Source organism: Gluconobacter sp. DsW_056, from assembly GCF_002153595.1.
Classification (GTDB): Bacteria; Pseudomonadota; Alphaproteobacteria; order Acetobacterales; family Acetobacteraceae; genus Gluconobacter; species Gluconobacter albidus.
In genome coordinates this window covers 1-25235 of the sequence record NZ_JOPF01000003.1, presented here as the reverse complement: position 1 = coordinate 25235, position 25235 = coordinate 1, and the positions used below count along the sequence as shown (strand labels likewise).

The window sequence follows — 25235 nt, the reverse complement described above, 5'->3', positions numbered from 1 at the left end:
AAACCGGGCCCTGCGGACCATTCTGCCACCCTGCGAACAATCATGATCGCACGCTGAATTTTTAGGTTTCCGTGATGCGCCCGAAGTGCCAAAAGCCCTCGCGTTCGGGACGCTCAGGTCACCGTTCCAGTCAGGAAGTGCATCGTGTTCAAAACGCTCTCCGGTCCGACCATTGCGGGTCTCTGCGCCCTGTTCGCGTCGACCTTCATTGCCGTGACGACCGAGGTTGCTCCGGTGGGTCTGTTGATCGACATGGCTAAGTCCTTCAACATCACCGAAGGCCATGCCGGACTGGCCGTGAGCGCCTATGCCCTGCTTGTCGCTTTCGGGGCCGTCCCCATCACCATCGCCACGAGCCGCATGAACCGCAAGATGCTCATGATGCTCTGTCTTGGCGGATATGTCGTCTCCAACCTGATTTCCGCCATGGCACCAAGCTTCGGCGTCCTTTGCATCGGCCGGGCCCTGGGCGGCCTGTCCCATGCGCTGCTGATGTCCATTGCCGCCGCCTACACCGCCCATCTCGTACCCGAACGCATGACAGGCCGCGCCATTTCGTTTGTTTTTGGAGGGACGTCGCTGGGTTCGGTTCTGGGCGTTCCCGGAGCCGCCGCGATCAGCCAGCTCACAAGCTGGCGCGTGGCGCTCTACGTCATCGCAGCGCTGGCCGCGATGCTGACGATCTTCATCGCGCTCTACCTACCACCCGTTCGCGGAGCCGATACCAAGGCCCTCAAGGTCCCGACCATCCGGTCGCCACATGCCGCGCGGATTTTCGGCATCGTGATCGGCGTGAACGCCATTTTCTTCTTCGCGCATAACCTGCTCTATACTTACGTCTCCCCGCTGCTTCTGGCGCATGGCCTGCCTGAACACCTGTTGAGCATTGCGCTTCTCATCACGGGCGTTGTCAGCATTTTCGGTCTGTGGGCGACGGGACAGGTCGTGGATCGCTGGCCTGCGGGCGGACTGTTCGGCGGCGGCATCGCCATGCTGACCGGCATGACCCTGGTCTATGGACACCTGCTGTCCGCCTGGCCAAGCGTTGGGGCAGTCGGGCTGTGGTGCATGGGCTATGCCGCCATCATTCCCTTCGTCATGTCCGGCGCCATCCGTGCCCGGGCGACCAGTGCGGATGTGGCGGGCGCTGCCGTCAACAGCAGCAGCAATATGGGCATCCTGCTGGGCTCGGCGATTGGCGGCCATCTTCTCAATACACTGGGATTTGCGGTGCTCTGTCCCGCCTCCGTCATAATCGCACTGGGGGGTATCCTGCTCGCGGCTTTCAATCCGGCCGCCTTCCCCCGACGGCTTCAGCACGACTGATGCAACGTGGCTTCGATTGAGTTGGAGAATTGTTTTTCAGGATATAGTCTGAACCGAATTGATGTCAGCACCAACAGTACACAGGGTATTCGTCGTGAAAAAAGAAACATCCGCAGTAGTACTCTTTATAAAAGACGAAGCCCATGACATCATCGCATGGTTGTCCTGGCACATCTCTTTGGGGTTCGACAGGATTTTCGTCTATGATGATCAGTCCTCAGACGGCACTTTTGACATAGCAAAATCCTGCGCCGAAATTTATGGCGTCGAAGTCTTCAGGACATCTGCGATCCCCGGTTCTTACCACGACAGAAAACAGAACAGCTATTTTGACGCCATCGGAAAAGCCAGAGGCCGCTACGACTGGATCACCATGCTCGATAGCGATGAATATGTCAGCATTGATGGCTCTGATGACATCAATGCTTTTCTGGGCAACTTCAGCGAGACCGATACCGCCATTGCCCTGAACTGGTGCATATACGGAAGTTCAGAGAAAATTCTGAAGGACAGGGTCCCTACCTATCAGGCCTTCACCTACAGATCCAAAGCCGATTTCGAGGACAACACCCTCGTCAAAAGCTTCGTAAGACCCGAGGCCGTCGATCCTGCCGTCAGATCGTCTCACAGGTTCGGCCTGTCCTACGGCAATTACGTGGATGCTCTGGGACGGCCCGTTGAATGGACGTCTGAAGAAACGAAAGCGGTTGTCTGGGAAAAAGCCAGAATCAACCACTATATCTGCCGATCGCGGGAACATTTTGTCGAATGGTTCAGAAACCGCCCCGACCCCGAGACAGCACAGGGCACTGATTACTGGTCCCATTTTGATCGCAACGACAATCATGCCCCCCAGGATCCGGACCGGGTGACTGCGGCCAATGCCGTCTGTGCCAATATCAAGAAGGCCGTCTTTCATGCGTCCATGCATGATTTCCTCGTCCGGGGAAACTCTCTGGAGCGGGGAAGAAACCCCGTATTGCCCACCAGAAAAACAGAATTCTTCCACCTGAAGAACTTTCGGGGTGACGATCTTTCCGTCGACAGAATTGATGGATATCTCAGTCAGGGAGAAGGGAGCGAACAGGTTCTGGCCGCAATCCCGTATGCCGGTAACAGGATCTGGATTTTCAGAGATCCCTCTCTTGTGTCTTCAAATATCCATTTTCACATCAAAAATTCTTCCTGTCATACATATTGTTACGACCTTGAGTTCGAATCAAACGCGACGGATGCCTCCATCTTCATAAAATCTCCAAAAACCGGGAAATATCTGACGTCTCCGTCCGAGGGCAGCAGACTGGAATTCACGACGGACAGTGCCGAGGATCAGAAAAAATTCCATTTTTCGGAAAAAGTATCAGACACGACATTCCACGGCGAAAATGAATATTCTGAAGCCGACATGGTTTATTATATCCTCAATTCCGGAGGATCGTTTTCATATGAGGAATTCATCCTGAAATTCGCCAATCTGAACCGTGCGGAAATGGAGAATCTCAGGAATTTATTCGGACAGCAGATCAGGGCCATCCTTTGAAAAGACGCTCACCCGGCGTTGCGGAAACGCGCCTCAACTCCACAACGCGCAGCCCTGATGGCCTCGGGCACATCTTGTCCTCTGGCCAGTCCGGCTGCCAGACCACTGGCGAGCTGACAGCCCGTTCCCCTCAGCTCGAAGGAAAAGCGGGGTGAGCGGAAGGCCAAGGGACAAGAGCCTGCCGCGTACAGGATATCCTCAGAAACCGACGACGGCAGCTCATGCCCGCCTTTCAGCAGAACACTCCGACAGCCCCGGGACAGCAGCACATCCACAACCGCCTCACGCTCCGAGGCCGGATCCATCCCCAGGGCAGCCGCCAGCGCCGCCAGTTCCGGCAGGTTGGGAGTCAGGACAGTGGTTCGGGGCAGAAGCAGCGCGATCATAGCCTGTACGCCCTCCGGATCCAGCAGCGCATGACCGGAGCTTGAACAGAGCACCGGGTCCAGCACCACCGGCACATCTGGCAGAAGCGCTGCAACAACACGGATCAGAGGCGCATTGAACATGGCCCCGATCTTGACGGCACCGATCCCCGTTTCCAGCGCCGCTTCAATCTGCGGGGCCAAAAGAGCGGGCGCGACGGGCTCTACCGCCAGAACGCGACGATCCGTCTGGGCCGTAACAGCAGTGACAGCGAGGCGTGCGGTCTGTCCGGACGCCTGAACGGACAGCAGATCCCGCGCAAGACCAGCCCCTCCGCTGGAATCCATCCCGCCGATCAGAAGAACAGGGCGCTTCATCGTCCCGTCGTTGCAATGAAGGCAGGACCACCCGCCTGTGTGGAAAAGCGTTTAGCGGCCCGCCAAGCCCGCAGACCACTGGCACAGACGAAAACGGTCCTGCCCGTCCCCTTCGCCAGCGTTTCCGGGTGCTCAATCGGCCCGCGAACGGCCCAGGACACGGAGGGCGGTCCCTGTTCCTCCAGCCCCCGCAGATCGAAAACGCGGTCGTCCGCGCGAATCTCCTCAAGTCCGAGAATGAAGGGGCCATCGCCTTCGGAGGAAACCGCAGCATCAAACCGGAAGGACGAACTTCTCCAGCGTTCCAGATCCAGCGTCATGATCTGCCCCAGCGGAGAGGGCTGCATCTGAAGCAGAACGGAGAGCACCATCTGCGCCTGTATGGCCCCGAGCGCCGCAACAACAGGCCCCATCACACCGGCTTCCGCGCAATTCGGCAGAATGGCGGGAAGATCCGGGAAAACAGCCCGGTAATCCGGTGCCGTACCACAGAACCCACCCGCATATCCCGACCGTCCAAGCACCGAAGCACTCACGAGGGGAAGACCCGCTTCCACACACAGATCGGACAGCAGATAGGTGACGGCCACGCTGTCCGCCGCATCCACGACAACGGACACATCCGTCAGGAGGCTCCGCGCCAGTGTCGGCTCCAGACGCTCCGCCACAGGCACGATCTGACAGTCCGGATTCAGATCCGACAGCCGGTCGGCCACGCAAGCGGCCTTGAAGCGGCCAATATCGTCCATGCGAAAGAGCGTCTGACGATGCAGGTTGCTCTCGTCCACACGGTCATGATCGACCACCGTGATCCGCCCGCATCCGGCTCCGGCAAGCGCAGGCAGAACAGTCGCGCCCAGACCACCCGCGCCCACAACCAGAACATGGGCTTTCAAAAGGCGCTTCTGGTCAGCCTCCCCCTGCGGGAAAAGCCCGGTCTGCCGCACATAACGGCTCATCGTCTGTAGGCCTGCGTCGCGGCGACCCATTCCCGACAGCGCTCTACCGGGTCTTCCGCCTGCTGGATGTCCGTCACAACGGCCGCACTGTCCGCACCCGCCGCGAACACTCCTTCAAGGCGCTCCGGCGTAAGGCCGCCGATGGCGACAAGCGGCGTCTTCCCGGCGCGGGTTTTCCAGTCCCGGACGCGCTCCAGCCCCTGCGGCCCCCATTTCATTTTCTTCAGAAGCGTCGGATAGACGGGGCCGAGTGCGACATAGGCCGGCTCATAAGACAGGGCCCGTTCGAGTTCCGCCGGGTCGTGGGTGGACAGTCCGAACCGGATCCCCGCACGCCGCAGAGCGTCAAAATCAGCAGTCTCCATGTCTTCCTGCCCGAGATGGACGAAATCGCATCCCAGTTCCAGCGCAAGACGCCAGTAATCATTGATGACAAGCTGCGCGCCATGTGTCGCGCACAGCGTCCGCGCATGACGGATCTGACGGCGCAGTTCCGCCTCTGTCATGTCCTTCAGCCGAAGCTGAACCAGACGCACGCCACAGGGCAGCAGCGTTTCCAGAAACGACACATCGCCCACCAGAAGATAAAACGGATCAAGCACTGTCATCACGCCAGCTCCGCCAGACCGAAAACGGGTGTCGAGGCGCAGGCCATGTCCCGTCTGGGCATCAGCCCGGCCTCGAACGCTTCCCGCCCCGCCTGAATCGCGCGACCGAATGCCCGCGCCATGGTCGCCGGGTCCACGGCCTTGGCCACCGCCGTATTGAGCAGAATGGCGTCCAGCCCCATCTCCATGGCCTGCGCCGCCTGACTGGGCGCTCCGATCCCGGCATCCACAACCAGCGGAATCCCGGCGAAATGCGCCCGCATGGTCCGCAGACCTTCAGGATTGCGCAGCCCCTGCCCCGATCCGATGGGCGCGCCCCACGGCATCAGCACCTTGCATCCGGCTTCCAGAAGTTTTTCCCCCACGATCAGGTCTTCGGTCGTGTAGGGAAACACCTCGAACCCCTCCGCACACAACACACGCGCGGCTTCGACGAGTGCGAACGGGTCCGGCTGGAGCGTGTCGGCATGGCCGATGACTTCCAGTTTGATCCACGATGTTCCGAACACTTCGCGCGCCATGCGGGCCGTGGTGACGGCTTCGCGGGCCGTATGACACCCCGCCGTATTGGGCAGCAGGCGGCATCGGCTTTCGGACAGGATGTTCCGGAACGCCGCACCCGCAGCGCCCTCCCGCCGCAGCGAAACCGTGATGATCTCCGCGCCGGACGCCTCGATCGCCTCCAGCAGAACCGCGGGCGACGGATACTGGGCCGTCCCGAGCATCAGCCGCGACGTCAGATCAACGCCATAAAACATGTCAGCCTCCCTGCATCGGAGACAAAACTTCGACCTTCATGCCTTCGTCCAGACGGGTTGCGTCACGCATGGAGCGGGCAATGAAATCGCCATTCAGGGCCGTAGCCACGCAGGGGGCTTCAAAACCCTGTTCGATCAGCAGGTCGGCCAGCGTCCGGGCCTGTGTCCTGACGATCTCGCCGTTCAGATCAATCCGCATGGGTATAAATCTCCGCAAGTTCTGCCGCCAGCCGCTCGGCGCAGACGGGCGCCATCAGGAAACCGTGGCGGTACATCCCGTTGACGTAACTCCGTCCCCCGACATGGCGCACGGCCGGAATATTGTCCGGAAAGGACGGACGCAGTCCCGCGCCCAGTTCAAGGATTTCAGCCTCGGCAAAGCCCGGATGAAGCGTGTAGGCCGCCGAAAGCAGTTCCATCGCCGCTCGCGCGGTCACCGGGCCGGGCCGGGCGCTTTCCACCATGGTCGCCCCGATCATGTACCGATCCCCATCCCTTGGCACGACGTAACAGGGAAAGCGCGGATGCAGCAGCCGGACCGGCCGCGTCAGCGACACGTCCGGGGCATGCACGATCAGCATTTCCCCCCGCACGCCGCGCAGATCGGCGAGACTGTCCCGCGACGTCAGTCCCCGGCAGTCCACGACATGACCGCACGGCGTCCCGGAACGGAAGGTCACGCCTTTCGCCAGCAGGCTGTCGCGCAGACTGGCAAGCGCTTTGCGCGGGTCCAGATGCGCTTCGGTCGGGAAAAACAGTCCGCGCGCAAATCGCCCCTCCAGATCCGGCTCCAGATCGCCGGGGACGACCCAGTCGTGCTGCTGCGTGGCACGCGCAAAACGATCCAGTTCGGCACCATCACGCGGCGGGGCGACGACAAGCGTGCCACGCTTTGTGACATCCGGAACATGGGCCGCCCACCAGTTCACCGCCGCCTGCCCCTGCGCCACGATCAGGTCGGGCGCGCTTTCTCCCTCGCAGAACGGGGCCAGCATTCCCCCCGCAAACCGTGACGCCGCCTCTGGACTGCCCTCCGGGACGATGACTTCCACGTCAAGACCCCGGTCGGAAAGGGCCGTGGCGCAACACAGCGCCGCAACCCCCTCCCCCAGGACGGAATGGATCATTCCGCCGGTTCCGTCACGGGAACATAAAGCGCCCCGCCTTCCCGGAATTTCCCGGCCATTTCTTCCATTCCAGCCTGTTTTTCCGCTTCTGCCCGGATGTCATGGGAGATCTTCATCGAACAGAATTTCGGCCCGCACATCGAGCAGAAATGCGAGACCTTGTGCGCTTCTTTCGGGAGGGTCTCGTCATGCATGGACCGCGCCGTATCGGGGTCCAGACCCAGATTGAACTGGTCTTCCCACCGGAACTCGAACCGCGCGCGGGACAGCGCATCGTCACGCATCTGCGCGCCCGGATGCCCCTTCGCCAAATCCGCCGCATGCGCTGCAAGCTTGTAGGTGATGACACCGGTTTTGACGTCATTGCGGTCCGGCAGGCCCAGATGTTCCTTGGGCGTCACATAACAGAGCATCGCCGTGCCAAACCAGCCGATCATGGCCGCACCAATGGCGGAGGTGATGTGGTCGTAACCCGGCGCAATATCGGTCGTCAGCGGGCCAAGCGTATAGAACGGTGCCTCGTGGCAGTGCTCAAGCTGCTTGTCCATGTTGGCCTTGATCTTGTGCATCGGCACATGCCCCGGCCCTTCGATCATGACCTGACAGTCCTTCGCCCAGGCAATTTTCGTCAGCTCCCCAAGGGTTTCCAGCTCCGCGAACTGCGCGGCGTCATTGGCATCCGCAATCGAACCGGGGCGCAGTCCGTCTCCCAGCGAAAACGACACGTCATAACGGCGGCAGATGTCGCAGATTTCATCAAAATGTTCGTACAGGAAGCTCTCGCGATGATGATGCAGGCACCATTTTGCCATGATGGAGCCACCACGGGAGACAATGCCCGTCACGCGACGCGCCGTCAGCGGGATCATGTGCAGGCGGACACCGGCATGGATGGTGAAATAATCCACCCCCTGCTCCGCCTGTTCGATCAGCGTATCGCGGAAGATTTCCCATGTCAGGTCTTCCGCAATTCCGCCAACCTTCTCCAGCGCCTGATAGAGCGGAACCGTCCCGATCGGCACGGGCGCGTTGCGAATGATCCAGTCGCGGATGTTGTGAATATTGCGGCCTGTCGAGAGATCCATGACCGTATCCGCGCCCCAGCGGATGGACCACACCATTTTCTCGACTTCTTCTTCCATCGAAGACGTCACGGCCGAGTTGCCGATATTGGCATTGATCTTCACAAGGAAGTTACGGCCAATAATCATCGGTTCGAGTTCGCGGTGATTGATATTGGCGGGAATAATGGCGCGACCCGAGGCAATTTCCTGCCGCACGAATTCCGGCGTCACGAAATCCGGAATGCTGGCTCCGAAATCCTCGCCGTCGCGCGCTTCTTTCAGGGCTTCCGTCCGGCCGATATTCTCGCGGATGGCGACGAATTCCATTTCCGGCGTGATGATCCCCGCACGGGCATAGGCCATCTGTGTTACGGCGCGATCTCCAACAGCCCGCAGGGGACGACGCTGCTGCGGAAAGCTCGGTGTCAGCCGGTCACCCTGTGCAAAACCGTTATCAGCTGCCGTGATCGTCCGCCCTTCATACTCTTCCACGTCCCCACGATCGCGAAGCCAGTTTCCCCGGCTGTCCGACAGGCCCTTTGCGATGTCGATGCTGACGGAGGGATCGGTATAGGGGCCTGAACTGTCATAGACATTCAGCGGACATTCACCCGAAACCGCAATCTGCCGCAGCGGCACCGCGATGTCATGATGCATGCCACGGACATGGATCTTGCTGGAGGCCGGCAGAGGGCCGGTCGTAATAGCGGGAATGGAAGCGTTCATGTGGTGTCTCCTCAAGCGCACTCGAAAAGACCCAAGAAACGTGAGGCAGAAAGGGAGCCGCCGCCCCCAGTGCCCAATAACGGACACGGAAAAGGCCAGATCGGCCCGAGAGGGACACGCCCTCCGGTCTTCCTACGCCAGCATCAACTGGGTCAGGTTCAAAGGGTCGCCTCACCGTGGCGCCGGTTTCCCGACGTCACCAATTGGCCTCTCAGTCCCCTGGGCGGGACTCCCCTGACAGGCGCGACAGTGCTGGAGAAGCGTCCGAAGATCAAGTGCAGAATGGAGCACACATTTCCTTGATCCAATGACGAACGCTTCATCACGCGAGACCCCGGACATGTGTTGCAGACGCAGAAGAACGATCATCAAACCGTCACACACACAGAGCCAAACGCTCCCTACAAGGTCATTTCGCAAAACGTCCGATCGGATCGCCCTGCCGTGCTTTCACACAAGCTCTTATGGTCTGCTGTTCTGGGCGCGTGTGCCTGCGTTCCGCTGAAGGCCTATGCCTGGGGGGAGAGAGCGCATTCCCTCATCGACAGCACCGCAATCAACGCCCTTCCGGATGACGGACCGACTTACCTCAAAAAACAGGTCTCGCTGATCGCGGATTCGGCCAGCGTTCCGGATAGCTGGCGGGCTGCGAGCGAGCCGTTTTCAAAGATGGCCGAAGACCCCAATCATGGCTGGTTTCGCGAACAGTCCGCTTTTCTGAAAACGATCCCCCGCTCGCGCGTCGCCTTTATTCTTGCGCTGTACCGCGAACATGAACGCCTCGAAGCCCTCGGCTCGCCCGAAGCAAAACGCATGAACGTCCGCTGGGCCGGTACACTGCCTTACGCCGTGGTCGAAGGATACGAACACCTCGTCGCGGATATGCGCGCGATCCGCGAAGCGCAGGCTGCCGGACATGATCCATCGGCCCTTCAGACCGATACCGCCTTCATAGTGGCCTGGATGGGGCATTACGTCGCCGACGGATCGCAACCCCTGCATGTCACGATCCATCATGACGGCTGGGTTGGCCCCAACCCGCATCATTATACCCGAGACCATAATGTCCATGGCCGTTTCGAGTCCGATTATGTCGAAATGATCAACCTGACCGAACGGGACGTGCAACAGCACCTCGCACCACTCGGGCATCAGAGTGGCGACGTCTTCGACCTCGTTCTTGCCTATCTCGCGCAGTCACACCGGGATGTCGAAACGGTCTACGCTCTCGACCAGTCCGGCGCCCTCAAAGACCCGCAGAACAAGGCTGCGCGTCACCTGGTTTACGAGCGCACCGCAGCGGCGGCGGCCATGCTGCGCGACCTTGTCTATCGGGCATGGCGGGAGAGCGCCCTGCCGCCCGAGACGTCAGCGCAGCCCGACCCGGCAGACCCGGAAAGCCCCGGATATGATTCCGCTTCAGGGACAGTACCCGCCGCGCGCTCCCCCTCTCTTCCTCCGTCCGTCCGTCCCCCTCCGGCTGGCTGAAACCGGCCCGGTTCGGGGCAGGCATCGCCAGTCTGTCATGACGTCATTTTTTGGAGCTGTGTCAGCCTTGGATTTCCATTGCAATGACCGGATCGTCTGGATTTCGCAGCAGATCCTGCCTCACGAACCGGACGTACGCCGCTGGCTGCGCGGTTTTCGTGATATCGACACCGACGACGTCATTCAGGAGTGCTACGCCATTCTGCTCGATGTCGAAGTCGCAGCAATACAAACGCCCAGAGCCTATTTCTTCCGGATCGCCCGGAATATCGTCCTCCAGCAGTACCGCCGGGCGAAGGTTGTCTCCATTACGGCGCTGGCGGAATTCGACGTCCACGGCATCGCGGACGATGCCTCATGTCCTCACCGGACGATCGAAGCCCGGCAGGAACTCGAACGGCTTCATCACATGATGCAGGATCTCCCCGAACGTTGTCGTCAGGTCCTTCTGCTGAGGAAACTGGAAGGACTTTCACAACGTCAGGTTTCCGAACGGCTCGGCATTTCGGAAAATATTGTCGAAAAACAGGTCGCCCGTGGTCTGCGCGCACTGAGCCGACTATTCTGCGACGACCGGCCGACACCCCCGAAAACGCGCCCCGCCCCGATGAAGAAGGTTACGACCCTCCTTTGAGCCATGATGACGCGAGCATAGGCTCGATTGACGCGGTCGCCTTCGATTGGGTCGCACGCCTCGACAACGCCCCTCTGAATGTTTCCGATGCCGCAGCCCTCCAGCGCTGGCTCGCAGAAGACGTGCGCCATCGCGGAGCCTTCGTGCGTGCGCAGAGCCTCTGGATGTCAGCAGGCCGCATGGCCGCGCTTCAGGGCATGCCGCTTCGCGCTCCCGTCCCGCCCCGCGCTCTTTCAAGGCGCGCGCTTATCCGTACGGCCGTAGCGGCCGGGATCGCAGGGGCATGCCTGATCCCGCATCGCTCCGCAGATGCCTCGGAGATTTTCCACGCGGCCTCCGGGCTGATGCACGTCACCCAGCCGGAATGCGGCGAGATCGTTCTCGATCAGGGGACGATCCTGCGCATTCGCCGCAATACCGGCCGCCCTGCGTTCGACCTGCTCACAGGGCGCATGAGTCTGGCAGCACGCCGCGTGTCCCTCCCGATCAACATGAACGGGCTTTTCATCGCCTTGCAGCCTTCCAGCAAACTGATTGCTCATGCAGCCGGAACCGACAGCGATGCCCTCGTGCTGCAGGGTCACGCCCTGAGCCACTGCGCGCAGGAACGGATGGAGCGCCATCTCCATGCACGGGACTGGATCCAGACCACCCCCCGTTCCATTACGGTTACAACCCTCTGCGACGACGACATGGAGCGCGCTGTCGCCTGGAGTCAGGGCAAACTCGAATTCCAGTCCGTGGATGTCGTAGAGGCCATCTCCGAACTGAACCGTTACAATGCCAGAAAGATTATCCTGACCGGATCTGCCTGCGCGCACCGGAAAATCAGCGGTATCTTCATGCTGGACGACCCTCTCGGTTTCGCCCGCGTTCTCAGGGAAATATTTGGTGTCCGCCTCAGTATTTCCAAAGAAAACATTGCAATTTCATGACCGGAACCATGAGTTCGTGACGCCATAAAAGCTTCACACAAACACAACGGCGGATTTTTCGATCTTTTACATCTTTGAAGCGAACGTAGCCGAACGGGGATCGAACCTGCTGTGTCTCGCTTTATCCATCATACACGATTTCTTTCTGCTCTTGCCTTCTCGACAACCTGCCTCGCCAGCGGTTTCGTACCCCACAGGGCCTTTGCGCAATCGACTGCATTCAACATCGGACGCATGCCGATTTCCCGCGCGATCATTGCCTATGGTCGGCAGGCCAATATGCAGATCATTCTGGCCGATCCCGTGCGCCAGTCCATCACCGGAAATGCCGTTCAGGGCAGCATGGACAGTCAAACCGCTCTGGAGAAACTTCTGGCCGGAACCGGACTTGAAGTAATTTCCACGCATGACCGACTGATTGTCATCGGTCTTCGCAAGACAGCCGCAGCTTCCGGCGTCAAAACAGCCTCTGCCCGCCGCCTTGGGCGGGATGCAACCGTCAGCGAGAACGTGAATGTCACAGGAAAGCGGGACAACACCTCGACCAAGCGCTACGCTTCGCAGATCGTCGATACGCTCAGCGCGGCCCAGATGCGCACGGTGCCCGATCTGAGCGTCGTCGAGGCGGCCCGGCGCATCGTGGGCATTTCGGTCATGCCGAGCACGGACGACAACCGGTCGGACAACAATATCGAAAACATCACGATCCGCGGCCTCGACAATTCCTACAATCTCATCACCATTGATGGTGCCCAGCTTGCCAGCGCCAACAATACCTATCGCGGCGCACGGCTGGACCTCATCCCATCGTCCATGCTGGGCGAACTCCAGGTTCTCAAAACTGTGGACGCCTATAACGATCCGCAGGGGATCGGCGGTCAGGTCAACATGGTGACGAAAAGCGCATTCGATTACGGCAACAGTTTCGATACGCAGCTTCTCGGCGGATGGAACAATCTTGCCGGGAGTGTCGTCCAGCCGATGCACGAAAACTGGCGCGTCGACGGCGCCCTGACGCGCGTATTCGGCAAGAACAAGGAATTCGGCTTCGTCCTTTCCGGCAACTATCAGGAACTTCATTCCGCCTCGCACGCGATTTTGCCGGGCGATACGACAGGTGACGGCTGGAACTATTACAGCACCTCGGGAACATCCGTGGGCTCCCCTACCAACACGGACGCACAGGCTGCAAAAGGCAACGCTGTTCCCGTGCGTTCGCAGGATTACGCTTTTGATGACGCCTATCGGCGCTACAGCCTGACCGGGAAGTTCCAGTATCGACCGTCCAGCCGCTTCGATCTGTCGGTTTTTGGCGGCTACTTCCACACACTCGATCAGGAAACGCGCAACGAAGCGCTTTCGATGCCCTCAGGCACATGGACGCAGGGCGCAACCCCCGACACCGGTTCCGTCACGACTGGCCAGTATCAGTTCGGAATCACACAACAGCCCGAGACGCAGCGGACATGGTTCGTCAACGGCAAGATCCATTACGACATCAACGACCGGATGCACCTGAATTTCCTCGCGTCAGACTCCATCGCCTGGGACGACAGCTACCGCACCATGATCAAATACAACACCGGAATGAACGAAAACACGAACAAGACAACATACCAGTCTGCCTACGGATATAATTATTCCATCAACAACGGCGCTCCGGTCATTGCCCTGAACGACCTCTCCGCGGCCAATGACGCCAACAACTACAACCCGCGCTACTGGCGGTTTTACGGCTTCCACGTCAAGAATGACGTACGGTTTCTGAGGGGCGACTGGCGATGGGACGTCGGGCATGGTTTCTGGCTGAATGCCGGCGTCACCCAGACGATGACACATGTGGACAACAGTGAAACCTACACCCAGTGGATCCCTAAAGATGCCATAACCGCCGCTGAAATCGGGAACATGAACGAGGTACTCGCGAGCAAGGTCCTGACGCTGGAATCCGCTCCGGGGCTGAAATTTCCCATCTTCAATTATCAGGAAGCCCTCAACAAGCTCCTGAACAACAAATCTCTTTTCAAAACCACCAACACAACGTCAACGACCAAACCAGCCTACTACCACCTTCAGGAATCCATCACTGCCGCATACTTCCAGACCGGCTGGCACAACCGCTACGTTTCGCTTCAGGGCGGCTTCCGCTGGGATCACACACGCGCCGACATCGGCAATTTCAATGGCGTAACAAATTCCGGCGTCACCGATTACCAGTTCGAAACGCGAGGAGCGGGTTACGATTATCTCCTCCCCTCGGTTCTGGCCTCATTCAACGTCAGCCCCACAATGAAGCTGCGCGCGGCATTCACCGAGACGGTCGGTCGCCCCAACTACGGAGACTACGGCGCCGCGACAAGCACCACATTCGACGGCGCGACCGTCAATATTTCCCAGGGCAACCCGAACCTCAAACCCCGTCATTCCTGGAATTACGACCTGTCCTATGAATGGTATCCGCAGAAGGACACCCTCGTAACGGTCGGGATCTTCTACAAAGACATTCACGACGAAATCTATACACGCACATCATACGGCAATGTCGTGATGGACGGGAGCACTTACGCTGCAGTCGTCTCCGAACCCCTCAACGCCTCCGGTGCGGGCATGCGTGGCGTCGAAATGCAGTTCATGCGTCAACGCTTCGGCTTCCTGCCCGGAATTCTGAAGAATTTCGGTATTTCCTTCAACGCGACCTTCCTTCAGGGGTTCTACGAGGAAACCATGGACGACGGCTCGCAGCGCAGGGTACACGGTCTCTCGAACCAGCCGTCACACATCTATAACGCCTCACTGTTTTATGCCGACAAACATCTCGAGGCGCGCGTCGCCTATAACCGGATCGGAAAGTCCCTCTATTCCACGTCCGGCACGGCAAGCTGGCAGGACATGTGGCTTCAGGAGCGCGGACAGCTCGACCTTCAGGTCAGCTACCGTTTCTACAAATGGCTTTCCGCCACCGGTCAGGTCCAGAACCTGACGGGGGAAGGTTACGAAACCCGGATGGGGCCGCGTGAAAACCTGATCCAGGACCGTCATCCCGCCGGACGCAGCGTCTGGTTCGGCCTCCGCTTCCAGCCGGATTTCTGATCTCATGAAAACGCTTGTTCCGTCATTTTTCGCCCTCCTCCTCACCGCGTCCGTCAGTGCCCCAGCCCTCGCTCAGGAGGCAGCCCCCATGCTGGGTGCGGCAAAGATTCTGCGCACCGTGCCGGCACGGGAAGCCACGCAGGGTGTCGCCAACGATCCCCGGTTTCTCTACGCCATCGAAAACAGCACAATCGGCAAATACGACCGAAGAACAGGCCAGCGTGTAGGCTTATGGTCGGGTGATCGCAGGGTTTTCATCCATATCAACAGCTGCGAAACGCAGGGGACCGAACTGGTCTGCGCGATGTCGAACTATCCCAATGTTCCGATGTGGAGTTCTGTCGAGTGGTTCGACACGAAGACCATGCGTCACCTCCGCAGCCACAGTTTCGGCCCCGGACGCGGATCGCTCACCTGGATCGACTGGCATGACGGAAGCTGGTGGGCATGTTTCGCAAATTATGACGGCGATGGCGGCGAAGCTCCCCGTGACCACCGCTCCACACTGCTTGTGCGGATGGATCCGCATTTCGTCACACAGGAGCAGTGGCTGTTTCCCGAAGACGTCCTCAACAGCTTCGGCCATCACAGCGCATCGGGCGGACACTGGGGTCAGGATGGCCGCCTCTATGTCTCCGGACATGACGCCCCCAGCCTTTATGTTCTCGCCCTTCCAGCTGCTGGCGGGCGCCTCCTCCATGTCGGCACATATGATTTGCCCACCCGCGGACAGGCCTTCGACTGGGACGTTATCTCCAGCCATCACCTGTGGACCATCGACCGGCAGAAAATGACCCTGGTCGAAAGCAGCCTTCCGACACCATAAACGCTTCAGCGCATCAGATCGTCCGCAAAGCGTCGCAACAATTTTCCCAGCTGGTCGAGGTCATCATCCGTCCATGACGCGAGGATGCGATTGGCCAGCCGTTCGCGCGCCCGGTTCAGCACTGCAATCATCTCTCTCCCGCGCGTGCTGACCACGGCCTCGCGGACACGCCTGTCCTTTATCGAAGGCTGACGTTCAATCAGCCCAAGGGACTCCAGCTTCGCCATCTGGCGGCTCACTGTCGTGTGATCTCGACCCGTCCGGTCCGCAAGTTCCACCACGCCAATCGGTCCATATCTGCCGACACGGGCGAGGAGCGGAAACAATGCCCGATCAAGCGGGAGCCCCGCTTCTTCGATCAGTCGATCATCCCGGCGCGGACGGTTGATTTCGTCGACAAGGTCGATGAGCGCGCTGTGCAATTCCTGCAGGATCTTGGAGTCGTGTGTATTTTTCACGTAATTATTGCTTTATCCAATTTAATGGTGATATGTGCATATTACACGCTGTTTACTGGAGAAGCCAATGGCTTTTGATACGGACGTTCTGATATGCGGCGCAGGAGCAGCAGGCCTGACCCTGGCTATCGACCTCGCACGACATGGAATTGACTCCATCCTGATCGAGCAGAACGCGCAGCCCTTCGGTGGCTCGCGGGGAAAAGGCCTTCAACCGCGGTCACTGGAAATCTTCGAGGATCTCGGCCTTCTCGACAGGCTTATGAAGGCGGGCGGCCCATACCCCCCACTCCTCGTCTATCGTGCGGATGGAAGCCGTGAGAAAACGTCCCTGAGCGAGGACAGGACAACTCCCAGCCCGGCAGAACCTTATGCACATCCCCTCATGGTCGCGCAGTTCCGCACGGAAGCGGTCCTGCGCGAACGCCTTGCAGAACTGGGGCAACAGCCCCGTTTCGACTGCCAACTGACAGGCTTTAAGCAGGACGCAGATGGCGTCTCAGCCCGCATTCAGGATGCAACGGGATCGCACACTCTGCGGGCGCGATACCTCATCGGAACCGACGGCGGACGCAGTTTCGTCAGGAATGCGCTCGGGATCGGTTTCCCCGGCCAGTCCCTGGGCGTCCGCGCGCTTGTTGCCGATGTGGACCTCACCGGACTGGATCGGCTCGCCTGGCATCGCTTCCAGCTTGGAACTGCCGCAACCCAGATCATGGTCTGCCCGCTCGTCGGCACCGAACTGTTCCAGATCCAGGCGCCTGTACCTCTGGAAGGAGAAGTGGACCTCTCCGCTCAGGGCCTGACAAGCCTCCTCAGGGATCGCAGTGACCGTGACGATATTGTCGTGCAATCGGTCGTATGGTCATCAGTTTATTCCATGAGTTCCCGGCTGGCAGACCGCTATCGTGTCGGACGCGTTTTCCTGGCAGGTGATGCTGCCCATATTCATCCGCCTACCGGTGGCCAGGGGCTCAATACCAGTGTTCAGGACGCCTATAACCTCGGCTGGAAACTGGCTGCTGTCCTCAAAGGCGCACCGGACGCCCTGCTCGAGACTTATGAAGAGGAACGGCGGCCGATCGCCAGCGACATGCTGGATCTCTCGACTCGCATGCTGGGCGAGGCACGAGACGGCAGGATGCGCCGCAATCGTGAAGTCCGGCAGATGGACCTTGGCTATCGCGCATCTTCCCTGTCGCAGTCCGAGCGGGCTGAAACGGCGCGGATCAAGGCCGGCGATCGCGCGCCAGATGCACCATGCCGCACTCCAGACGGTCAGCAGACCCGACTGTTCACCCTCTTTCAGGGCCCCGAATGGATTTTGATGGGACAAAATGTTCAGAACCGTCCAGCCGCCAGCTCTGGCCTTCGCATCATAACCGTCGGCGACGGAGGAGATGTTGTGGACGATAACGGCTTCATTGCCGAGGCCTATGGCCTCGACGGCAACGAGTGGGTCCTGATCCGACCAGACGGCTATATTGCAGCATTTTCTTCCAGCGAAGGACTGAAAGAAACGCTTTCGCACTACCGCGAGGTGGCAATCCCCGCGTCTGCGCCTTCTCCCTCCGCTCCTGAAAAGAAACACATGGCCTGAATTACATTTTTCCCTTAAATAAGGCCTATGCATCACATCGGATTTTTTGTCTGCCCGAACCACCGGATTCTCGATCTCGCAGGCCCTGTGGGGGCTTTCGAAGAGGCCAACACCCTCATTGAGGGTGGGGCCTACCGGCTGACGGTCATCTCCGAACCCGGCGGCATCGTCGTCGGGAGCTCGGGGGTGCCCATCGACACCCAACCCATCCTCAGCACGGTTTTCGACACGGTTCTGTTCATCGGCGGAGACATCGAGGCTTTCCAAAACCCCGGCGTCATCGCAGCCGCAAAAAATCTCACGGCAAACACTGGCCGTATTGCGAGTGTGTGTACCGGTGCATTCCTCCTCGCAGAAACCGGGTTGCTCGACGGTCGCCGTGCAACGACCCACTGGCGCCTCGCACCAGAACTGCAACAGCGCTATCCCCAGATCAGGGTTGAGGCCGACCGTATCTTCATCTCGGACCACAATGTCTGGACATCTGCGGGGATTTCCGCAGGGATTGACCTGGCGCTGGCCCTCATCGAAACCGACCACGGCATCGAAATTGCACGCAACGTCGCACGTGAACTTGTCGTCCCTTATCGCCGATCCGGAGGGCAGTCACAGTTTTCGGCCATGTCCCGGATGGAACCGGAATCAGACCGGATCCGCATGGCGCTGGCATTCGCGCGCGACCATCTGGTCGAGCCCCTGCCGATCGAACGTCTGGCCGAAGCGGCCCGGTTAAGCGTCCGGCAGTTCGGGCGCGCATTTCGCAGCCAGACCGGCGAGACACCGGCCAGAGCGGTTGAACGTCTGCGCGTGGAAGCAGCCTGTGGCCGCCTGCAAAGCGGGTCGGAACCGATCGAACAGATCGCAAAAGCCGTTGGTTTTTCCGATCCGGAACGCATGCGCCGCGCCTTCGTCAAGCTGCACGGTCATCCGCCACAGGCGATCCGGCGCGCGGGCCGTCAGGACAGTGCCCTCTGAGTGATGACAAGGGCATGCTCTCAAATAGAGAGGACGCCCAGCAATGCCTCTGGCGGATCATGAATGAACCCGTCGGCCTTCAGCATGACCAGCCCATGCAACTGCCCCCACCTGACATGTGCCGAAAGATGCGAAGCCTCCGGGTCCGAAGCCGTAACGCGCTCCAGCAGCGGCTGAAAACTTGCGGTCGCTGCACGTTTGAGAGCGCTGTCGGGTGCAGCCCCGGGAACCAGACCCGATGCGAACATCAGGCGATAAAGCTCCACATTCCCTTCCCCGAACACAAGGTAGGCCATGGCCATCCGTTTCAGCGCCGTCTCTTCCGCACCGTCCGATGCGGCTTTGAGAAGAGCCTCGGCGAACCGTTCGAACCCATCCGTCGCAACGGCGGCGAGAAGGTCTTCACGGTCACTGAAATGGCGATACGGCGCCGACTGCGCCACGCCAGCCCTGCGTGCCAGCGATGCCATGGAAAGCCCCTGCGCCCCATGAGCGGCAATTTCCGCCCGGGCGGCATCGAGCAACACTTTCCGCAAATCACCATGATGATAGGTCCTGCGAGAACCGGAGGATTGTATGCCTGCGCCTTGCTTCATGTGATGACCCATAACATTTAAGTTGACACCGGATCAACAAATGATGATGTGATGAACTATCACATAGGACATCGTCATGACCCTGATCCCGAAATCCCATGCCTCCACGCACTCAGGCGCGCCCTATCTCGCCAGGAATTTCAAACCGATCGAAGTTGAAACGACCGCTTTCGATCTGGAAGTGACCGGTCGTATTCCCGAAGCACTGAACGGTCGCCTGCTTCGCATCGGTCCTAACCCCGCCGGCACCCCGGATCCCACACGTTACCACTGGTTTTCAGGCTCGGGAATGGCGCACGGCCTGCGCCTGCGGGACGGCAGGGCGGAGTGGTATCGCAGCCGTTATGTCCGGGACGCAGCCGTGGTCGCTACTCTGAAATATCCACCGCTCGGAGGGCCTGGGGCCGGTCTGCGCGATGGCAGCGTAAACACGAACGTCATCAGCGTCGGTGGAAAACTATACGCCGTTGTCGAAGCCGGCAGCCTGCCCGTCGAACTGACCTACGAACTGGAAAGCGTTGCACGTGCGGATTTCAATGGCACGCTTGAAGCCGGCTTTACCGGCCATCCAAAGTTTGATCCCCTGACCGGTGAACATCACGCCCTGACGTATGAACCCGGACAGCCCGTTCGTTATATTTCGCTCGATCAGAACGGGCGTGCCACGACAAAAGCGCGGATCAACCTGCCCCATATTCCACTGATCCACGATATGGCATTTACCGCATCGTTCATCGTCATACCGGATCTGCCCGTCACGTTTCAGCCCGAACGCTCGGAAGCGAAATTTCCCTGGCTTTGGGACGCGCGCCGGGATGCGCAGATCGGACTGTTGCCACGCGACGGAGACGTTACCGCCCTTCAATGGTTCGAAGCCCCACGCTGCTTCGTCTTCCATTTCGTGAATGCCTATGACGATGGCGACCTGACCCTCATTGACCTTGTTCGCCATCCCCGCATGTTCGACCGGGATCACAACGGCCCGAACGAAGGAGCGCCCACCCTCGTCCGCTGGACGCTCGACCGCCGCTCCGGACAGTTGAGCGAAACGCTCCTTGACGATCACGGCACTGAATTTCCACGGATCAATAACCGGTTCGGCGGTCAGTCCTATCGCTTCGGCTATACAGCCCACTGGGGCCGCGACGTGCGCTTTGGCCCGGCCATGAAACACGACATGCTGCGGGGAACCACGGAAATACATCATTACGGCCCCGACCGCATGACACTGGAGCCCATCTTCGTGCGCAAGCCAGATGCCCTTGCCGAAGATGAAGGCTGGATCATGTCTTACGTGTATGATGCAGCCCGAAATCTGAGCGATGTCGTGATTCTGGACGCGCAGGATTTCGCAGGTGAACCCGTCGCTACAATACACCTGCCGGTTCGTGTGCCGTTTGGTTTCCATGGAGAATGGATTGCCGACGACATCCCTGAATCACCTCCGGCCTGAAACCGGTACGCACCATTTTTGGGTGCGTACCAGCTCTCTACAGACTAAAGAACCGGACGCATCAAACCGTCCTGAGACCCCGGAAGTTTTTTATACACGACGTCACGAATTTCTGGGGGCGCCTCCGCAGGGTTTCCAGCATGAAACGGTGGCTGCGGATCATACTGGACAAGAAGCTGCACTTCCTGCGCAGCCTGTGCCCCACGGAGTTCAGCCGCGATCGCCAGACCGAAATCAATGCCAGCCGTCACCCCGCCGCCGCTCATGAAGCGGCCGTCTTTCACGATACGCGCAGGATCCGGAATGGCCCCATACTCCTTGAGCACGTTCAGAAACGCCCAATGACAGGCACTCCGCTGTCCCTTCAGGACGCCTGAAGCCGCAAGGATGATCGAGCCGGTGCAGACAGAGGTCACATATCTCGCAGTCTCGGACAGACGCCGGACGTGCCCCAGCATCTCGGGCTTCATCATGGCCGAAAGATTCAGGGCACCAGGCACGCAAATGACATCGACCTTGTCGATATCGGAAAGTTTTTCCGTCGGCCCGAAAACAATCCCTTTTTCCAGCGTGACGAAACCGCCCTCAGGACTGGCAAAACGAATTTTCGTATTGGGAATGCGCGAAAGGATTTCATTGGGACCCGCAAAATCGAGAAGCGTCCCGTTCGGATAAATCGCGAACAGAAAATCGATAGGCTTTTCGGCTGTACCCGGCACAGCCGCCCGTACGCTTTCCGGCAAAAGGCGCGTTGCCGCCGTGGCGGCAATCGCAGCGCCGCCCATGAGCATCATGCGCCGACGCGCACGCCCGTCCTCACTCAACTCTTCCGAGATCGTCTCGCCAATAATTCCAGACATTTCCGTCTCCTCATCTCTCCGGCCCTACAGGGCTGGTTGCTGGACGGTTCTGAGACGTAATCGCACATCAGAATTTCCAAAAGGACCTATTTCCCTTGTTTTACGCCATCTGAAACATACGGCGTCATATGTCTTAAAATAAGGGAAATACGTCCTTTAGGTCATGTCGCATTTCGCTAGGATCAACGGGAACGATGATCGCGTCCGGAACGCCTGTCACGTTTTTCTAATATGGGGATCTGATATGAGACTTTCGGGAAAAACCGCCCTCATCACGGGCGGTACGAGCGGTATCGGCCTTGCGACCGCAAAGCGGTTTATCGCAGAAGGTACCCGCGTTGCCGTGACCGGCCGTGACGAAACCCGGTTTGCGGATGTGCATGCAGAACTGGGCGGCGAAGCCCTCGTTCTTGCTGCTGACGTCCGGTCTGTCGACGCCATGAAATCCGTTGCGGACGAGGTCCGCAAATCATTTGGCGGCCTCGACATCCTGTTTGTAAATGCCGGCTATGTCATTCCGACACCATTACAGTCGATTGATGAACGTCAATACAACGACATCATGGATGTCAGCGTCAAAGGCGCCGTATTCACAATGCAGGCGGCGCTGCCCGTGCTGCGTGAAGGAGCCTCCGTTATTCTGACGACGTCCTTCATCGACCAGACCGGCAAACATGGCCTGTCTCTGGTCGCCGCCGCCAAAGCGGCAGTCCGATCATTCGCGCGGAGCTGGTCCTATGAACTGCTCAACCACAAAATTCGTGTCAACGCGGTCGCACCCGGCGGTATTGAAACGCCGCTTCTGAACAAAATCGGCCTTTCTGAAGCCGAAGTAGAAAACTTCAAAGCACAGTTCGCTGCGAGCGTCCCTCTGGGGCGAATGGGCCGGGCCGAGGAAATTGCCGCCGCCGTCCTGTATCTCGCAAGCGACGAATCCCGATACGTTATCGGAACAGAACTGGTCGTCGATGGCGGTTGTTCGCAGCTTTGAACCACAGATCCAACAGCTTCCACGCATATTTAACACCGGGACAACCATCATGACATTTACAAAGCCGCTCGCCTCTTTTCTGGGTGCCTCCATAGCCTTCGCCCTGCACTGTACCCCTGCCCTGGCAGCCAGTACGCAATCGCCTGATGCGGCTGCCGTAAAAGCTGTGACCGAACAGTTTGCTACTGACCTCGCCAAAGGAGACCTCAAGGCGATTTCACGTCTCTACACCGATGATGCCAGGCTGCTACCGCCCAATGACGATCCGGTTTCCGGTCGTGCTGCAATCCTCGCCTATTTCGAGAAGACCCTGCGTCCGGATCTCGTCGGGGGCGCCACATTCGATCACTACGAGATTTATGGCGGTGAAAACTCCGCCATCAGCCTCTCTCAGATCAGAATGCTCGATACCAGAGGTCAGGTTATTGAGCGCGGAAAACAAACAATTGTCCTGCTCAAGCAGGATGGAAAATGGAAGATCCATCGGGATATGTGGTCTGACAACGCTCCCACCAGTCCCGAAAAACCATAATATAATCCGGCGCGGAACCTGCTGTGCTCGCGGCGTCATGCCTATTCATAGCGCAGCACAGCAGATCAGACATTTTCTATCGCCAATAATCCGGATGCCCTGCGACCAGACCGAGAATCCTACCAGCATCAGCTTTCCGCCCTGGGCCTCTAACCCCATTTCACCAGTTATAGGTGATTTTTCCGCTACCACCACTCGTGGTCATGCGCCCCCCGTACTGCCCGACATAATCCACCGAAACATTCAGACGATCCGCCAGTCTGGCAGTCAGACCAGTCTGGACCACGGCAGTATTGATCGAAAGCGGCACCCCGGCCACATCCATCCCATAACCCTGAGCCTGCGGGGCCAAACGGAAGCTTTCCCGCGCTGTCATGTCCGTCATGCCAAAGGCCCGACGATAGGCGGCGCTAACATGCGGCGCCACTGTTACGCCGGCAACATCCAGACGCGTTGCCATCTTCATGCCGAAAGCGGAATAACCAATGCTCTGATCCATTCCCTTGATCCGCAGCGCCGCCACACCGCCATGCTCGCGCACGTTTTCAGAATTGTAGTTGACGTAAGCCATCCGCACGAAAGGCTCGAATTCCACCGGTGTACCCGCAGCCTGAATGGCAAAACGATAACCGGTCTCTCCATAAAGCTGCCCGGTGCCGCCCAGCGCGTTACTACTGACATGGGCGGCATATCCTGGAATACGGATGTCACGGCGGACATTCAGAACATTCCAAGTATAATCCGCCCCCAGCTTCAGCGTAACCCGCGCATCCTGCGTCAGCCCCCCCACACGCCACGCGGTCCCGCCATAAGCGCCCAGTGTAACATTGTTGGAATGCCCGCCGGAACTGCGGTCGCCCCCATCGGAGAACATGCTGCGCCCGTAAGCCAGAAGCCCGCCCACACGCCATTCTCCAACCATGGTATCTGCCCCCATGATCCAGCCGACGGAATTGTCATTCAATCCGACAGTCCCTGCGGAAGACGCATTGTGCCCCATGGCCCCGTAAACGCTGCCCCAGGTGCTCAGACCGCGTACGGGTGCGGCGTCGCAGATATTCGTATGCGCGCTCTTTGCGCCGGAAATCTGCTGTCGCAGATCATCATCCACACAATCCAGCCGGTTCAACGCGGCATTGCGAATATAAAAACTGTCATTGACCATCGCAGTCCGGGCACTGGCATGAATCTCACCCGACAGGACATCAAGCGCACGATAACGCTGCTGGTCCTCCAGCCCCGCGACCAAACTGGTCAGGGCGCCTGCCTGATTGACATCAGCAATCCCGTCCAGCCCGTATCCCGCCATCATCTGGTTGCGGGTCGAAGCACCATAACCAAAGCTCAGGGCTGTATTCCGCTGCAAGGTAATCTGCACCGCGTTCGATGCGGAATAGGTCGGCTCGGCAATCTGGATCAGCGAATGGGTCTGGACGAGGCCGCTCTGGTCATAATGGGCAAATGTTCCATTCACACCACCCGATGCCTGAATGAGCGTATAGGACTGACCTGTCCTGAGATCCGCCCCCGGCAGCGCCGTCACCACCAGCGTCGCATCCGGCCGAATCGTCAGTACACCGGAAAGGCTGGCCTGACTGGCGTTTTGGCTGGCCCCGACATTCGCCGCAAAGGTGGAACCGGTTTCCATGGTGACATTGCCATTGACGTGCAACGTACCAAACCGTGTGGAAGCCGTCTGCCCGGGCGCGAACGTCCCGAATACGTCCGCACTCCCAATCACACCCGTTCCCGTCACGGAGGCTCCGCTGGCAACCGTCACGGCGGAACTGCCAAGATTTCCCAAGACCGACAGATTCCCCTGCCCGACATCCGTCGTCCCGGTCAACGCCGAGGCGTCACCACTATAAACCAGCGCCCCCGAACCCAGCTTGGCGAACGCACCCGCGCCAGACACCGCATTGTTCAGCGTGCCATCGCCCGCCTGA

The 25235-nt window shown here is 59.3% G+C and carries 23 protein-coding genes and 1 riboswitch; of the genes, 12 read left to right on the top strand and 11 right to left on the bottom strand.

From position 1 onward, the window contains the following. Window positions 1–141: 141 nt before the first annotated feature. Together HK22_RS02130 and HK22_RS02125 are read left to right on the top strand one after the other, a co-directional pair. Window positions 142–1326, top strand: a complete 1185-nt coding sequence (locus HK22_RS02130) for an MFS transporter (protein ID WP_086648186.1) — start codon at window positions 142–144, stop codon at window positions 1324–1326. 94 nt (window positions 1327–1420) lie between these two features. Beyond that, on the top strand, window positions 1421–2866 hold the full coding sequence (locus HK22_RS02125) for a glycosyltransferase family 2 protein (RefSeq protein ID WP_158093532.1): 1446 nt from the start codon (window positions 1421–1423) through the stop codon (window positions 2864–2866). Window positions 2867–2874: 8 nt separating this feature from the next. Here the strand turns inward: HK22_RS02125 and thiD are convergent, their stop codons facing one another. Genes thiD through thiC form a run of 7 tightly spaced genes read right to left on the bottom strand, consistent with a single transcriptional unit; the run spans window position 2875 to window position 8851 of the window. Beyond that, complete coding sequence (gene thiD / locus HK22_RS02120) at window positions 2875–3609, bottom strand: bifunctional hydroxymethylpyrimidine kinase/phosphomethylpyrimidine kinase (protein ID WP_086648184.1); 735 nt, start codon at window positions 3607–3609, stop codon at window positions 2875–2877. Then, window positions 3606–4568 carry a HesA/MoeB/ThiF family protein gene (locus HK22_RS02115; protein ID WP_233142331.1) on the bottom strand — a complete coding sequence of 321 codons (963 nt, stop codon included), beginning with the start codon at window positions 4566–4568 and terminating at the stop codon, window positions 3606–3608. Before HK22_RS02115 ends, thiD begins: the two co-directional genes overlap by 4 nt. After that, window positions 4565–5176: a thiamine phosphate synthase gene (locus HK22_RS02110; RefSeq protein WP_086648182.1), complete on the bottom strand. Its 612-nt coding sequence runs from the start codon at window positions 5174–5176 to the stop codon at window positions 4565–4567. The genes HK22_RS02115 and HK22_RS02110 overlap by 4 nt, the downstream gene beginning before the upstream one ends. After that, window positions 5176–5934: a thiazole synthase gene (locus HK22_RS02105; protein WP_086648181.1), complete on the bottom strand. Its 759-nt coding sequence runs from the start codon at window positions 5932–5934 to the stop codon at window positions 5176–5178. Before HK22_RS02105 ends, HK22_RS02110 begins: the two co-directional genes overlap by 1 nt. Window position 5935: 1 nt before the next feature. Beyond that, window positions 5936–6133 (bottom strand): sulfur carrier protein ThiS, encoded by a 198-nt coding sequence (thiS, locus tag HK22_RS02100; protein WP_062109322.1) that lies wholly within the window; start codon window positions 6131–6133, stop codon window positions 5936–5938. After that, the gene (locus HK22_RS02095) at window positions 6123–7061 is read right to left on the bottom strand and encodes an FAD-dependent oxidoreductase (protein ID WP_086648180.1); all 939 of its coding nucleotides are present in this window, start codon (window positions 7059–7061) and stop codon (window positions 6123–6125) included. The genes thiS and HK22_RS02095 overlap by 11 nt, the downstream gene beginning before the upstream one ends. Further along, the gene (gene thiC, locus HK22_RS02090) at window positions 7058–8851 is read right to left on the bottom strand and encodes a phosphomethylpyrimidine synthase ThiC (RefSeq protein ID WP_077802141.1); all 1794 of its coding nucleotides are present in this window, start codon (window positions 8849–8851) and stop codon (window positions 7058–7060) included. Before thiC ends, HK22_RS02095 begins: the two co-directional genes overlap by 4 nt. A gap of 112 nt (window positions 8852–8963) precedes the next feature. Beyond that, window positions 8964–9097, bottom strand: a riboswitch (TPP riboswitch). A 198-nt stretch (window positions 9098–9295) separates the two neighbouring features. Here thiC and HK22_RS02085 point away from each other — a divergent pair. From HK22_RS02085 to HK22_RS02065, 5 genes are all read left to right on the top strand, one after another. Next, the gene (locus HK22_RS02085; RefSeq protein ID WP_198945461.1) at window positions 9296–10339 is read left to right on the top strand and encodes a hypothetical protein; all 1044 of its coding nucleotides are present in this window, start codon (window positions 9296–9298) and stop codon (window positions 10337–10339) included. Between the two features lie 67 nt (window positions 10340–10406). After that, a complete protein-coding gene (locus HK22_RS02080) occupies window positions 10407–10973 on the top strand; it encodes an RNA polymerase sigma factor (protein ID WP_062028498.1) in 567 nt (188 codons plus the stop codon). Then, window positions 10970–11908, top strand: coding sequence for a DUF4880 domain-containing protein (locus tag HK22_RS02075; RefSeq protein ID WP_158093531.1), 939 nt, complete (start codon window positions 10970–10972; stop codon window positions 11906–11908). Before HK22_RS02080 ends, HK22_RS02075 begins: the two co-directional genes overlap by 4 nt. Window positions 11909–12142: 234 nt before the next feature. Further along, a complete protein-coding gene (locus tag HK22_RS02070; protein WP_062109332.1) occupies window positions 12143–14998 on the top strand; it encodes a TonB-dependent receptor in 2856 nt (951 codons plus the stop codon). 4 nt (window positions 14999–15002) lie between these two features. Beyond that, entirely contained in the window at window positions 15003–15824 is an 822-nt protein-coding gene (locus HK22_RS02065; protein ID WP_086648178.1) for a hypothetical protein, read from the top strand. A 5-nt stretch (window positions 15825–15829) separates the two neighbouring features. Here HK22_RS02065 and HK22_RS02060 read toward each other — a convergent pair whose 3' ends face one another. Beyond that, a complete protein-coding gene (locus tag HK22_RS02060; RefSeq protein WP_062109337.1) occupies window positions 15830–16282 on the bottom strand; it encodes a MarR family winged helix-turn-helix transcriptional regulator in 453 nt (150 codons plus the stop codon). A gap of 67 nt (window positions 16283–16349) precedes the next feature. Here HK22_RS02060 and HK22_RS02055 point away from each other — a divergent pair, with 67 nt between their 5' ends. Both HK22_RS02055 and HK22_RS02050 read left to right on the top strand, forming a co-directional pair. Next, a complete protein-coding gene (locus tag HK22_RS02055) occupies window positions 16350–17882 on the top strand; it encodes an FAD-dependent oxidoreductase (RefSeq protein WP_086648177.1) in 1533 nt (510 codons plus the stop codon). A gap of 27 nt (window positions 17883–17909) precedes the next feature. After that, the gene (locus HK22_RS02050) at window positions 17910–18857 is read left to right on the top strand and encodes a GlxA family transcriptional regulator (protein WP_086648176.1); all 948 of its coding nucleotides are present in this window, start codon (window positions 17910–17912) and stop codon (window positions 18855–18857) included. Window positions 18858–18877: 20 nt separating this feature from the next. On the opposite strand, the gene HK22_RS02045 is transcribed toward HK22_RS02050, so the two are convergent. Beyond that, entirely contained in the window at window positions 18878–19453 is a 576-nt protein-coding gene (locus HK22_RS02045) for a TetR/AcrR family transcriptional regulator (RefSeq protein ID WP_198945460.1), read from the bottom strand. 76 nt (window positions 19454–19529) lie between these two features. Between HK22_RS02045 and HK22_RS02040 the strand changes: the two genes are divergently transcribed. Then, the gene (locus HK22_RS02040) at window positions 19530–20906 is read left to right on the top strand and encodes a carotenoid oxygenase family protein (RefSeq protein ID WP_086648174.1); all 1377 of its coding nucleotides are present in this window, start codon (window positions 19530–19532) and stop codon (window positions 20904–20906) included. Window positions 20907–20950: 44 nt separating this feature from the next. Here HK22_RS02040 and HK22_RS02035 read toward each other — a convergent pair whose 3' ends face one another. Further along, entirely contained in the window at window positions 20951–21766 is an 816-nt protein-coding gene (locus HK22_RS02035) for a DJ-1/PfpI family protein (RefSeq protein ID WP_062028520.1), read from the bottom strand. Between the two features lie 244 nt (window positions 21767–22010). On the opposite strand from HK22_RS02035, the gene HK22_RS02030 reads away from it, so the two are divergent. Then, window positions 22011–22757: an SDR family oxidoreductase gene (locus HK22_RS02030; protein WP_086648173.1), complete on the top strand. Its 747-nt coding sequence runs from the start codon at window positions 22011–22013 to the stop codon at window positions 22755–22757. A 49-nt stretch (window positions 22758–22806) separates the two neighbouring features. Next, the gene (locus HK22_RS02025; protein WP_158093530.1) at window positions 22807–23289 is read left to right on the top strand and encodes a DUF4440 domain-containing protein; all 483 of its coding nucleotides are present in this window, start codon (window positions 22807–22809) and stop codon (window positions 23287–23289) included. Between the two features lie 160 nt (window positions 23290–23449). Here HK22_RS02025 and HK22_RS02020 read toward each other — a convergent pair. Next, window positions 23450–25235 (bottom strand): autotransporter domain-containing protein (locus HK22_RS02020; protein ID WP_143412364.1); only part of this gene is annotated, 1786 nt, incomplete at its 5' end.

Bases quoted from the DNA above. Each gene is read 5' to 3' on its own strand.
- HK22_RS02055 (WP_086648177.1), top strand. From the start codon at position 16,350: ATGGCTTTTGATACGGACGTTCTGATATGCGGCGCAGGAGCAGCAGGC.
- HK22_RS02110 (WP_086648182.1), bottom strand. From the start codon at position 5,176: ATGACAGTGCTTGATCCGTTTTATCTTCTGGTGGGCGATGTGTCGTTT.
- HK22_RS02045 (WP_198945460.1), bottom strand. From the start codon at position 19,453: ATGAAGCAAGGCGCAGGCATACAATCCTCCGGTTCTCGCAGGACCTAT.
- thiD (WP_086648184.1), bottom strand. From the start codon at position 3,609: ATGAAGCGCCCTGTTCTTCTGATCGGCGGGATGGATTCCAGCGGAGGG.
- thiC (WP_077802141.1), bottom strand. From the start codon at position 8,851: ATGAACGCTTCCATTCCCGCTATTACGACCGGCCCTCTGCCGGCCTCC.
- HK22_RS02040 (WP_086648174.1), top strand. From the start codon at position 19,530: ATGACCCTGATCCCGAAATCCCATGCCTCCACGCACTCAGGCGCGCCC.
- thiS (WP_062109322.1), bottom strand. From the start codon at position 6,133: ATGCGGATTGATCTGAACGGCGAGATCGTCAGGACACAGGCCCGGACG.
- HK22_RS02030 (WP_086648173.1), top strand. From the start codon at position 22,011: ATGAGACTTTCGGGAAAAACCGCCCTCATCACGGGCGGTACGAGCGGT.
- HK22_RS02065 (WP_086648178.1), top strand. From the start codon at position 15,003: ATGAAAACGCTTGTTCCGTCATTTTTCGCCCTCCTCCTCACCGCGTCC.
- HK22_RS02115 (WP_233142331.1), bottom strand. From the start codon at position 4,568: ATGAGCCGTTATGTGCGGCAGACCGGGCTTTTCCCGCAGGGGGAGGCT.
- HK22_RS02035 (WP_062028520.1), bottom strand. From the start codon at position 21,766: ATGTCTGGAATTATTGGCGAGACGATCTCGGAAGAGTTGAGTGAGGAC.
- HK22_RS02025 (WP_158093530.1), top strand. From the start codon at position 22,807: ATGACATTTACAAAGCCGCTCGCCTCTTTTCTGGGTGCCTCCATAGCC.
- HK22_RS02070 (WP_062109332.1), top strand. From the start codon at position 12,143: ATGCCGATTTCCCGCGCGATCATTGCCTATGGTCGGCAGGCCAATATG.
- HK22_RS02050 (WP_086648176.1), top strand. From the start codon at position 17,910: ATGCATCACATCGGATTTTTTGTCTGCCCGAACCACCGGATTCTCGAT.
- HK22_RS02105 (WP_086648181.1), bottom strand. From the start codon at position 5,934: ATGTTTTATGGCGTTGATCTGACGTCGCGGCTGATGCTCGGGACGGCC.
- HK22_RS02095 (WP_086648180.1), bottom strand. From the start codon at position 7,061: ATGATCCATTCCGTCCTGGGGGAGGGGGTTGCGGCGCTGTGTTGCGCC.